Source organism: Aquabacter albus, from assembly GCF_040049275.1.
GTDB lineage: Bacteria > Pseudomonadota > Alphaproteobacteria > Rhizobiales > Xanthobacteraceae > Aquabacter.
Map to the genome: position 1 here is coordinate 12,295 of NZ_JBDZDT010000009.1, position 11,378 is coordinate 23,672.

At 67.9% G+C, this 11,378-nt stretch carries 11 protein-coding genes; 8 read left to right on the plus strand and 3 right to left on the minus strand.

The features are described 5' to 3' along the window. Positions 1–55: 55 nt before the first annotated feature. Positions 56–1,201 (minus strand): tricarballylate utilization 4Fe-4S protein TcuB, encoded by a 1,146-nt coding sequence (tcuB, locus tag ABLE91_RS22245; protein WP_348934389.1) that lies wholly within the window; start codon positions 1,199–1,201, stop codon positions 56–58. Between the two features lie 86 nt (positions 1,202–1,287). Between tcuB and ABLE91_RS22250 the strand changes: the two genes are divergently transcribed. Beyond that, the gene (locus ABLE91_RS22250) at positions 1,288–1,986 is read left to right on the plus strand and encodes a GntR family transcriptional regulator (RefSeq protein WP_348934391.1); all 699 of its coding nucleotides are present in this window, start codon (positions 1,288–1,290) and stop codon (positions 1,984–1,986) included. Positions 1,987–2,140: 154 nt separating this feature from the next. On the opposite strand, the gene tcuA is transcribed toward ABLE91_RS22250, so the two are convergent. Further along, positions 2,141–3,541: an FAD-dependent tricarballylate dehydrogenase TcuA gene (tcuA, locus tag ABLE91_RS22255; protein WP_348934393.1), complete on the minus strand. Its 1,401-nt coding sequence runs from the start codon at positions 3,539–3,541 to the stop codon at positions 2,141–2,143. 191 nt (positions 3,542–3,732) lie between these two features. On the opposite strand from tcuA, the gene ABLE91_RS22260 reads away from it, so the two are divergent. The 5 genes from ABLE91_RS22260 to ABLE91_RS22280 all read left to right on the plus strand — a co-directional run bounded on the left by ABLE91_RS22260 (position 3,733) and on the right by ABLE91_RS22280 (position 8,223). Continuing rightward, the gene (locus ABLE91_RS22260; RefSeq protein ID WP_348934394.1) at positions 3,733–4,524 is read left to right on the plus strand and encodes a TOBE domain-containing protein; all 792 of its coding nucleotides are present in this window, start codon (positions 3,733–3,735) and stop codon (positions 4,522–4,524) included. Positions 4,525–4,546: 22 nt separating this feature from the next. After that, a complete protein-coding gene (gene modA / locus ABLE91_RS22265; protein ID WP_510181987.1) occupies positions 4,547–5,296 on the plus strand; it encodes a molybdate ABC transporter substrate-binding protein in 750 nt (249 codons plus the stop codon). Positions 5,297–5,302: 6 nt separating this feature from the next. Further along, the gene (gene modB, locus ABLE91_RS22270; RefSeq protein WP_348934398.1) at positions 5,303–5,989 is read left to right on the plus strand and encodes a molybdate ABC transporter permease subunit; all 687 of its coding nucleotides are present in this window, start codon (positions 5,303–5,305) and stop codon (positions 5,987–5,989) included. Then, entirely contained in the window at positions 5,986–7,083 is a 1,098-nt protein-coding gene (modC, locus tag ABLE91_RS22275; RefSeq protein ID WP_348934400.1) for a molybdenum ABC transporter ATP-binding protein, read from the plus strand. Before modB ends, modC begins: the two co-directional genes overlap by 4 nt. A gap of 213 nt (positions 7,084–7,296) precedes the next feature. Beyond that, positions 7,297–8,223 carry an NAD(P)/FAD-dependent oxidoreductase gene (locus tag ABLE91_RS22280; RefSeq protein ID WP_348934402.1) on the plus strand — a complete coding sequence of 309 codons (927 nt, stop codon included), beginning with the start codon at positions 7,297–7,299 and terminating at the stop codon, positions 8,221–8,223. A gap of 6 nt (positions 8,224–8,229) precedes the next feature. Here the strand turns inward: ABLE91_RS22280 and ABLE91_RS22285 are convergent, their stop codons facing one another. Next, a complete protein-coding gene (locus ABLE91_RS22285; RefSeq protein WP_348934404.1) occupies positions 8,230–9,507 on the minus strand; it encodes an amidohydrolase/deacetylase family metallohydrolase in 1,278 nt (425 codons plus the stop codon). A gap of 209 nt (positions 9,508–9,716) precedes the next feature. Between ABLE91_RS22285 and ABLE91_RS22290 the strand changes: the two genes are divergently transcribed. Further along, positions 9,717–10,223 (plus strand): MarR family winged helix-turn-helix transcriptional regulator, encoded by a 507-nt coding sequence (locus tag ABLE91_RS22290; protein WP_348934406.1) that lies wholly within the window; start codon positions 9,717–9,719, stop codon positions 10,221–10,223. Between the two features lie 209 nt (positions 10,224–10,432). Further along, a complete protein-coding gene (locus tag ABLE91_RS22295) occupies positions 10,433–11,239 on the plus strand; it encodes a GntR family transcriptional regulator (protein ID WP_348934407.1) in 807 nt (268 codons plus the stop codon). The last annotated feature ends 139 nt before the right edge of the window (positions 11,240–11,378 follow it).

Sequence of the window (11,378 nt, forward strand, 5' to 3'; positions counted from 1 at the left end):
ACCATACCCCCCTCCCCACCCCTCCCCCGCAAGGGGGGAAGGGAGAGAAAACGGTTCAAGCCGCGGCCTTCGCCCCGCCCGCCGGCGCTTCGGCCGCCGCCTGCTCCGCATGCCGCTCCATGGCGTAGCGCACGAGTGCCGCATAGCGGTAGAGCCCGTGGACGAACTTGCCGTAGGGCATGGTCAGGAAGAAGCCGAACACGAAGCCCAGATGCACCGCCAGCATGGTGCCCATGGCCGGCGTCGCCCGCAGAACCAGGAGCGCGAGCCCGGTCAGCGAGGTGAAGAAGAGCATGGCGAGGAACGCCACATCCATGCCCTTGCGGGTCTCGTCCATCATGATCGGGTCGCGCTTGGATTTCGCCAGCAGCAGCCCCGCCGGGCCGATAAGAAGCCCGATGCCGCCCAGCGTCCCCAGCACCACCGGCAGGTCCCACCAGGGATAGGGTGCGTGGCGGTTCAGCAGATAGGCGTAGAGGGTCGCCACCGAGGTTGCCGCGAAGCACAGGCCGAACCCGTAGAAGGTCATGTGGTGATAGAGCTTCCGGTTGTCGGTGGGCCGCTCGTCCTCGTTCATGCAGCCGACGCCGCCGCCATCGAGATAGCGCAGCTTCCCGGCATCCTTCATGGCCTGCCAGATGGAGAGCGTGTCCGGCACCAGCGGCCCGCCCGCCGCCATGTCGCGCCAGAAGGCCCGCAGGCCCATGAACAAGGCCAGGATGGAATAGAGGAAGACCGTGCCGAAGAGGGCCACCATCGCGTTGTGGGGCATGATCTTGTAGAAGGCGCCCTCGCCCACATGGCTGCCGAACATCACGGCCGGATCGTTCAGCGTCATGAAGCCGAACAGGAAGGCGATTACCGACAGGACGGCGATGAGGGTGACGGCGAGCCCGTTGCGCTTGAACGTGCCGGAGAATGCGCGCGGCCACGCATAATCGGCATAGCTGCCATTGCGCACGATGGCCAAGGTCTGCGGGACATTGACGTTGAACTCGTGCGGCGGGGAGAACTGGCAGTCGTAATAGCAGGCGCCGCAGGAATGGCAGAGATTGGCGAGATAATTGAGGTCGCCTTCGGAGAAGGACCGCCGCATTTCCATGGCGGGGAACACCGCGCACAGCCCCTCGCAGTAGCGGCAGGAATTGCAGACGTTCATGAGGCGCTCGGCCTCGCGCAGCGCCTCGGAATGGGCGGACATCGCTAAAGATCCCTTTCGATGCGGGGCGTGTTGCATACGCCTGCGGACAGTCGTATGCGGCTTTCAGTGAGGCGTGGAGCAGCCCCGTGAATGACGAGCGGACCACGAGGAATGTGGCGGACGAGCCGGAGCGGCTGACGCCGCCGGACACCGGCGTCTCCCGCGCCCAATGGGTCTACGAGACCCTGCGCGACGGCATCCGCCTCGGCACATGGCGGCGCGGCGAGCGGGTGCGCGAGGAGACCGTGGCGCGCGCGCTCGGTGTGAGCCGCACCCCCGTGCGCGAGGCGCTTTCCCGCCTCCAGGCGCGGGGCCTGCTGGAGGTCACCGCCAACGGCCTCGTGGTCGCCACCATCTCCCGGCCGCAGACCCTGGAGCTCTATGCCATGCGCGAGGTGCTGGAGGGCTCCGCCGCGCGCTTTGCCGCCCAGCATGCGGCGCCGAGCGAGATCGCCAGCCTGAAACATCTGAGCGCCGCCTTCACGGAGGCCGCCGGCGACCCGGCGCGGCTGGCGAACCTGAATCGGCAGTTCCACGCCGCCATTCAGGATGCGGCTCACAACCGCTATTTGGTGCGCATGCTGGAGGACCTGAGCGACGCTTTGGCGCTCCTGCCCGGCACCACGTTCGAATTGCCCGAGCGGGGCGCGCTGGCGGTGGAGGAGCACGGCGCCATCCTCGCCGCCATCGAGCGGCGCGACCCCGACGCCGCCGAGCAGGCGGCGCGGGCGCACATCCGGCGCGCGCAGGAGGCGCGGCTGGAGCTGATGCAGAGGGCGGGGTAGGCCGCCCCCCCCTGAGCCGTCATGGCCGGGCTTGACCCGGCCATCCACGCGGCTCCGCCGGGTCCGGGCCAACGGCGAGGCGTGGATGCCCGGGTCAAGCCCGGGCATGACGACTGAGAGAGGGACCGCGCCTTCTCTTAAGCCGCTCGCCCCCTCAGTTCCGCACACGACGGGCCGCTCCCTCGCCGGCGCATTTGCCGAAGACGCTGCCGATGGTCATGCCGATGCCGGCGGCATAGCCGCGCCCCAGCACGTTGCCGGCCATGATCTCGCCGGCCGCGAACATGTTGGTGGCCGGGCGCCCGTCGGCCATGATCATGCGGGCCTCCTGGTTCACCTTCACGCCCAGATAAGTGAAGGTGATGCCCGGCCGCACCGGATAGGCATAGAAGGGCGCGGTATCGATGGGGCGCGCCCAATGGGTCTTGGGCGGGGTGAGCCCCTCCGTGCGGCAATCGTCCAGCACCGTGTGGTCGAAGCTGCCGCCGGGCACGATGGAGCCGTTGAAGCCCGACACCGTCTGCGCGAATTTCGCCGGCTCCAGCCCCAGCTTCCCCGCCAGCTCCTCCAGCGTCGGCGCGCTGATGGGCGGGTAGAGGGACGGCATGAAGGACGTCAGCGATTTCTGGTCGAAGACGATATAGGCGATCTGGTCCGGCTGGTGGGCGACCAGCCGGCCCCAGATGGCGTAGCGCTTGGGCCAGAAGTCCTCGCCCTCATCATAGAAGCGCTCTGCATTCTTGTTCACGACGATGCCGAACACCACGCAGTCGAGCCGCGTGATGATGCCCCCGTCGAATTTCGGCGCGCGGGCGTCGATGGCCACCGCATGGCACTGGGTGGGGTCGCCGATCTCCTTCACGCCGTTGTCCAGCAGCAGGCGGAGCATGGTGCCGCGATTATAGGGCGTGCCGCGGATGAGGAAGTTCTCGGCGGGCGGGCCCCAATATTCCTTCAGCCACTCGATATTGGCCTCGAAGCCCCCGGCGGCGGCCACCAGCGCGCCGGCGCGCACGGTCTCGAAGCCGCCGTTCTTCTTCACCTTGGCGCCGAGGAACATGCCGTCCTCGATCTCGAGGTCCACTACCTCCGCGTCATATTCCACCTCCACGCCGAGGCTCTCCGCGGTGAGATAGAGCGCATTCAGCATGGACCGCCCGCCGCCGAGGAAGAAGGAATTGGTGCGCCCGAGGCTCAGTGTGCCGCCCAGCGAAGGCTGGAAGCGCACCCCCTGCTCGGTGATCCAGCCGAGCATGTCCTTGGACTTGGCGATCATGAAGCGCGCCAGTTCCTCGTCCGTGTGGCCCTGGGTCACGCGCTTCAGGTCGTCCCAGAACTCGTCCTCGGTATAGGGGCCGGTCAGCGTGTCGGTGGCGGTGTCGTGGGCGCAGCGCATGTTGCGGGTGTGGCGGGTATTGCCGCCCCGGTAGAAGCGCGGCGCCGCCTCAAGAACCTTCACGCTCGCCCCTGACCGGCGCGCGCTGATGGCCGCACACAAGGCGGCATTGCCGCCACCGATCACCAGCACGTCCCAGCGGCGTTCCGACGCCTCCATCACGACCTCACGTCCTCAAGGGTGCAACTGCATGCGTTTGTATGCAGAGAAAATTGGAATGCTTCTCATGCGCTCCGACGCCGCGGCCGTCAAGCATTGCCCTTGCGTCAGGCGCGGCCAAATTCCGCTTCCGCAAACGTCATGCTTGGCGCTATATAGCGCAGCTACATGACGCAGCCGGAGCCGCCTTCGTGACCATCGAAGCCCTCGTCACCCTCAGGGGCGAAAGCCTTTCGCCCGTGGGGCGCGAGCGCATCCGCCTCCTGGAGGCGGTGGCGCGCGAGGGCTCCATCACGGCGGGCGCAAAGGCCGTGGGCCTCACCTACAAAGCGGCCTGGGATGCGCTCGACGCCATGGCGAACCTGTTCGGCCAGCCGCTGCTGGAGACGCGGGCCGGCGGCAAGGCCGGCGGCGGCGCCCGGCTCACGCCCACGGGCATGCGGGTCATCTCCGCCTTCGGCCGGCTGGAGGCCGAGATGGCGCGGGTGGTGCGCGCTATCGAGCCGGAGCTGGCCGGTACCGGCATCTCCCCCATCAACCTTGTCTCGGGTTTCCTCATGAAGACGAGCGCCCGCAACGCGCTGCGCGGGACCATCACCGGCATCGCCTCCGACGCCCTGACGGCCGAAGTGGCGGTGAAAGTGTCTGATGACACCGTCATCCATGCCCTCGTGACCAACCAGAGCGTGCGGGAGTTAGGCCTCGTCGAGGGCCGCGAGGCGGTGGTGCTGGTGAAGGCGCCGTTCGTGGTCATCGCCCCCGGCGACATCCCGCCCCGCGTGTCGGTGCGCAACTGCCTGCGCGGCACCATCCAGAGGGTGGAGACCGGTACCATCAATGCCGAGGTGGTCCTCGACATCGGCGGCGGCAAGACGCTCGCCGCCACCATCACCGCCCACAGCGCGGAGGCTTTAGGCCTCGCGCCGGGAAAATCCGCCTTCGCGCTGATCGAGGCGGCCCACGTCATCATCGCCATCGACTGAAGAGGAAGCACCCATGAAGACCATGAAGCTCATGGCGGCCGCGCTCGGCCTTGCCGCAGCGCTGTTTGCCGGGACGGCGTTCGCCGCCCAGACCAATGTGGCCGTGGCCGCCAACTTCACCGAGGCGGCGAAAGAGATCGCCGCCGCGTTCAAGGCCAAGACCGGCCACGAGGCCATCCTCTCCTTCGGCGCCTCGGGCCAGTTCTACACCCAGATCACCCAGGACGCCCCGTTCCAGATCATGCTCTCGGCCGATGACGAGCGGCCGAAGAAGCTGGTGGAGGACGGCCTCGCGGTGGCTGATTCGCGCTTCACCTATGCCATCGGCAAGCTGGTGCTGTGGAGCAAGACGGACGGCTTCGTGAAGGGTGAGGAGACCCTGAAGGGCGGGAACTTCGCCAAGATCTCCATCGCCAACCCCACCGCTGCCCCCTATGGCGCCGCCCCCATCGAGGCCATGAAGGCGCTGAAGGTCTATGACGCGCTCCAGCCCAAGATCGTCCAGGGCAACAGCATCGCCCAGGCGTTCCAGTTCGTGGACACGGGCAATGCCGAGCTGGGCTTCGTCGCCCTCTCGCAGGTCATCAACGTCACGGCCGGCTCGCGCTGGACGGTGCCGCAGGATCTCTACACCCTCATCCGCCAGGATGCGGTGCTGCTCAAGAAGGGCGCGGACAACGAGGCGGCCAAGGCTTTCATGACCTTCCTGAAGGGTCCCGAGGCGCGCGCGGTCATCGAGAAGTTCGGCTACGCCTTCGGCGCCTCCAGCTGAGGCGGAATGGACCTTCTTCTTGCCGATACGTGGCAGCCGATCCGGCTCACGCTGGAATTGGCCGCCATCACCACGGTCCTTCTCATGTTCGTGGGCACGCCGGTCGCATGGTGGCTGGCGCGCTCGCGCGCATGGTGGAAGGAAGGGGTGGCGACCGTGGTGTCGCTGCCCCTCGTGCTGCCGCCCACCGTGCTCGGCTTCTATCTGCTCGTGGCCCTGGGGCCGAACGCCCTGGGCGGGCTCGTCGGCCCGCTTTTCGGCCTGCGCACCCTCGCCTTCACCTTCGAAGGGCTGGTGATCGGCTCGGTCTTCTATTCCATGCCCTTCGTGGTGCAGCCCATCCGCAACGCCTTCGAGGCCATGGGCGACCGGCCGCTGGAAGTGGCCGCAACGCTCCGCGCCTCGCCCTTGCGCGCCTTCTGGACGGTGGCGGTGCCCCTCGCCCGCCCCGGCTTCCTCACCGGCGCGGTGCTGGGATTTGCCCATACGGTGGGCGAGTTCGGCGTGGTGCTGATGATCGGCGGCAACATCCCCGGCGAGACCAAGGTGCTCTCGGTCGCCATCTATGATTTCGTCGAGACCGCCCAGTGGCGCGAGGCGCACATCCTCGCCGGCGGCATGGTGGTGTTCGCCTTCGCCGTCATCCTCACCATGACCCTCATCGAGAAGCGCGCCGCGCGGGCGGGGGCATGAACGGCGACGGCGAGATCGAGGTCGCCTTCAAGGGACGGCTCGGCGGCTTTTCGCTGGACGCCGCCTTCACCGTGCCCGCGCGTGGCGTCACGGCTTTGTTCGGCCCCTCCGGCTGCGGCAAGACCACGGTGCTGCGCTGCATGGCCGGGCTCAACCGCCTGGAGGGCACCTGCGCGGTGGACGGCGACGTCTGGCAGGATGCCGCCTCCTTCCGGCCCGTGCACAAGCGCCCGGTGGGCTACGTCTTCCAGGAAGCGAGCCTGTTCCCGCATTTGTCCGTGCGGCGCAACCTTATGTATGGCGCGCCCAAGGTGGCCCCGGCGAACGCCATCGGCTTCGATGAGGTGACCGGCCTCCTCGGCCTCGTCCACCTGCTCGAGCGCTCGCCCCGACACCTCTCCGGCGGGGAGCGCCAGCGGGTGGCGGTGGGGCGCGCGCTGCTCTCCCAGCCGCGTCTCCTCCTCATGGACGAGCCCCTCTCCGCCCTCGACCGCAGCACCAAGGACGAGATCCTGCCCTTCCTCGAACGGCTGCACGGAGCGCTGTCTTTGCCCGTCATCTATGTCAGCCACGACATGTCCGAAGTGGAGCGCCTCGCCGACCATTTGGTGCTCATGGAGAAGGGCCGGGTACGCGCCTCGGGACCGCTGGGCACGCTCCAGAGCGATCCCGCCCTTCCGCTGGCCGCCGCCCGCGAGGCCGGTGTGAGCTTCGATGCCGTCATCGAAGGCTATGACGCCGCCTATGGGCTTCTGGCGCTCGGCATAAGGGGCGGCCGCTTCCTCGTGCCCGCGCCCCCGGGCGAGATCGGCGCGAAACGGCGCCTCAGTGTGGTGGCGGGCGATGTGAGCCTCGCGCTGGACCAGCCCTCCGCCAGCACCATCCTCAACGTGCTCCGCGCCCGCATCCTCTCCGCCACGGCGTTGCGGGAGCACGAGATGACCGTGGTGCTGGGGCTGGGCGAAGACGGCGCAGGCGACCGCCTGCTCGCCCGTGTCACCCGCCGCTCCTGGGAGCAGCTTGGCCTCGCGGAAGGCCGGGCAGTCTACGCCCAGGTGAAGGGCGTGGCGCTGGCGCCGACGCTCTCCGCGTGACCGGGGCGTTCCCTCTCCCGCTTGCGGGGGAGGGTTAGGGAGGGGGAAAGGCCCCCTTTGGAAATGCCTCAGGGGCTTGTTCTGCTTGAGAGCCCCCTCCCCAGCCCTCCCCCGCAAGCGGGAGAGGGAGTTTTAGGAGACTGTCACCCCAGCTTGAACCGAACAGCAGGCCGCGGCGTTGCAGCAGGATTGCTTCGCCCCGAAAGGCCCGCCATGCCCCGTCCCCTCCCGAACGAACACGATTGCGACGTGCTGGTCATCGGCGCGGGGCCGGCAGGGCTTTCGGCGGCCCTCGTGCTGGCGCGGGCGTGCCGGCGGGTGCTGGTGTTCGATTCCGGCAAGCCCCGCAACAATGTCTCCACCCGCACCGGCGGCTTCCTCACCCGCGACGGTGCGCACCCCATGGACCTGCGCCGCCTCGGCCGCGAGCAGCTGGACGCCTATCGGGACGTGACCTTCAGGGCGGAGACCGAGGTGATGGCGGCCGAGGCCTTCGAACGTGGCTTCCGGCTGACGACCACCGCCGGCGAGACCTTTTCCGGCCGCAAGGTCCTCGTCGCCACCGGCGTGGAGGATCGGCTGCCGCCGCTCTACGACATCGAGGAATATTACGGCCAGAGCGTCTGGCACTGTCCCTATTGCGATGGCTACGAGCATCGCGGCGAGAGCATCGCCGTCTATGGCCAGGGCGCGCCGGCCCTCTCCATGGCGAAGGAGCTGACCCGCTGGACCGACCGCATCACTTTGGTGAGCGACGGCCCGTGCGGCCTCTCCCGCTCCCGCAAGGAACGGCTTTATCGGCTCAACATCGCCATCCGGGAAGAGCGCATCGCGCGGCTGGAAGGGGTGGAGGGCCAGCTTGAGCGCATCACCTTCGCCTCGGGCCCGGACCTCGACGCGAAGGCCATGTTCTTCCGCTCCGACGGCAAGGCGAACACCGCCATCGCCGCGCAGCTCGGGGTGACGAGCCCGGACGCGCCCTTCATCCGCACCGCCGGATACGGCAAGACCCACGTGCCCGGCGTCTACGTGGCGGGCGACATGTCCCGCCACGTGCAGCTTGCCATCGTCGCCGCCGGCGAAGGGGCCGCGGCCGCCTTCGCCATCAACAGCGAGCTTCTGAAGGAAGACCTCGCCTGAGGCGCGTCAGGCCGCGACCGCCTCCGGCAGCACCACCGACACCGGCTCGAAGCGCGTGCCGGCGCGCAGGCAGAAGGCCGGCTGCAGCAGGCGCTCGGCGATCACCTCGGTCTTCTCGTTGTCGAACAGCTTGAAGCGGCCGCGCAGGTCGTTGAGCACGGTCACATCCGCGTCCATGCCCGGCTTCAGCGCGCCGACCACGTCCACGCGGTCGAGCACCTTGGCGGGGTTGGAGGTGACCATGGGCACCACCTGCTCCAGCGAGAGGCCGAGCGCCATCATGGAGCTCATGGCCTGGATCAGGCTGAAGCGCGCCTGCCCGAAGAAGGGGTGGTTCTCGTCGTCGTCATGCTCTTCCGGGGTGCCGGGAGGGGCCGGGACATGGGTGTTGTAGCCGTGGATGTCGGCGCCCAGCGTGGTCGGCACGATGCCGGCGGCGATGGCCTTCTTGGCGAGGCGGTAGGAAAAGTGGCTGCCATGGCCCACATCCACCTTCAGGCCGCGGTCGAGCGCCGCCTGGATCACCGGATGCACCTCGCCCTCGCGGTTCACGAAGCCGCCGGGATGGCGGGTGAAGGGATGGGCGAGCACGTCGCCTTCCTTCAGCAGCGGGATCACCCGTTCGAGGATCGTGTCCACGTCCTCGCCATTGGTGCCGCTCTCCGGCAGGCCCCAGAGCTGGCCGAAATGCACATAGACCGGCAGGCCGGTGCGCTTGCCGATCTCGGCGGACATCTCGATGACCTTGATGCCCCAGCGGGCGAAGCCGCCGATCTCCGCATGGGCCTTGATGCCCCGGACGATGTCGAGATTGGCGAGGGCCGCCTTCGTGGTGGCCTCGATGTCCACGCAGTCCGGGCTGTAGAGGTTCGGATACATATGGCCTTCGAGGCCGCCCACGAGATAGGCCGAGAGGAAGGCATAGACGCGGGACTTGGCGGGCTCGGCGATGAATTTGCGGAAGCCCGGCAGCGTCATGCAGGAGGGGCCGCCCTGGTCCACCAGCGTCGTCACGCCGGACTCCACGCCCACCAGATCGGGATTCATGCCGAAGCGCCCGGTCACATACTGATAGACGTGGCCGTGGGTGTCGATGAGGCCCGGCAGCACCAGCTTGCCGGACACGTCGGTGACCTCGATGGCGCTGGAGGGGAGGATGTTCGCCTCCACGGCGGCAATCTTCCCGTCGCGCACGGCCACATCCATGGTGCCGTCGATGCCCGAGGCGGGGTCGATGACGCGGCCACCGCGCAGCAGAAGGTCATAAGCAGGGCGTTCGGACATTTTTGATCCCCATCTGGTTCCGGCCGGCGCCCTGGTTGCGGCCGGCCCGTAGGCTCATTCCCGAAGCACCGGCGCCCGGCGCCGCGCTGGATACGAAGCGTACTTCGCAATCTAAAGCGAAGCATACTTCGTAATCACTGGATTGCAAGCAACGCGCATGCCACATTGCGCGCCAGCCCATATCCGCTTCGCCCACACGGCCCTTCAAGATGCGCACCACTTCCGCCCGCACGCTTCCTCCGCCCGCGCCGCAAACCCAGCCGCCCTGGCCGCTCAATGAGCGCCCCGGTTTCCTCGCGCGCCGCATGCACCAGATCCATGTGGCGCTGTTCATGGAGAAATGCGGCGCCTTCGGCGTCACCCCGGTGCAGTATTCCCTGCTCTCGGCTCTGGCCGGACGCGGCACGGCGGACCAGACCACGCTCGCCGCCGACATCGCGCTCGACCGCACCACCACCACCGGCGCGCTGAAACGGCTTCAGGCGCGCGGGCTCATCGAGCGGGCGGTGTCGCAGCAGGACCAGCGCGCCCGCGCCTGCAAGCTCACCCCGGAAGGCGCCAAGCTGCTGGCGCAGATGGAGACGGCGGCCGTGGAGGCCCATGCCGCGACCATTGCGGCGCTGAGCCGCGAAGAGCAGGACGCGTTGATCCGCCTGCTGGGACGCATCGTGCGGGCCAACTCGGACGTCACGGACCTTCCCGACGCCATCGATTAAATCCCGCCCAGGAGGCAAATGCCGGGCCTTCCTGCCTGCGATATAGGCACATGGCCATGGGCGATTGGTCGACCAATGAGGCGGTCTTGCCGAAGATGGCAAGACCGGCAAATCTCATGACGAAAGTCGTGTTCGCCGGGCCCCTTCGTCCCTTGCCCATCGCCCGGCAAGATGCAATCTAGCTCCTGCTCTCCCCAAGCGCGTGGGTTATGTCCAAGCTCCTCAAATCCTACGACCGCAGCCGTATCCCGCTCTACATCCAGGTCGCCTCGGTCATGCGGCAGAGGATCCAGTCGGGGCAGTGGGCGCCAGGGCAGAGAATCTCCACGCTGGAAGAGCTGGAACGGGAGTTCCAGGTGGCCCGCGTCACCGTGCGCCAGGCCATCGGCGTGCTTCAGGACGACGGGCTGCTGCATGCCCAGCAGGGGCGCGGCACCTATGTGTCCGATCTCACGCCGAGCCGTCACTGGTTCAAGCTGGAGACCACCTGGGACGAGCTGATCGAATCCATCCGGGACAACGTGCCCCAGCACATCTCCCTGGAAGAGAACGTGGCGGCACCCGCCCTCCAGGCCAATGACGGCAAGGCAGCGGACGCCTACGTGCTGCTGCGCTCGGTGCAGTATCGCGACAACGAGCCCTATTCGCTCGTGAACCTGCATCTGGCGCGCTATATCTTCGATCTCAATCCCAAGCTGTTTATGCGCGCTCCGGCGCTCTCCACCATTGCCGGCCTCTCCCAGGTGAAGGTCGCCTACGCCCACCAGACCCTGGTGATCGGCAGCGCCGACCCGGAGACGGCGGACCGCATGATGGTGGCCATCGGCGCCCCCACGGCCGAATGCCATTGCGTGGTGATCGACGATACGGGCACGGCCATCTACGTGGCGGACATCATCTATCGCAGCGACTGCATCAAGCTGCAGATCGATCTCCTCGGCAACGCGCCCACCCCTGCCGCGCGCATGGCGCCGACGGAGAAGGCGCCGAAGCGCCCGAAGGCCAAGCAGGCCTGAGCGGCCCCGCCACCCCCATACGCTTGTCATCCCGGGACTTGATCCGGGGATTCTGAAGTGCACGGCCCCCCAAGGGGGTGCGCGCCGCGCCGTCATGCCCGGGGCATGACCGCATCTCTTTCAGACGCCCCACGCAACG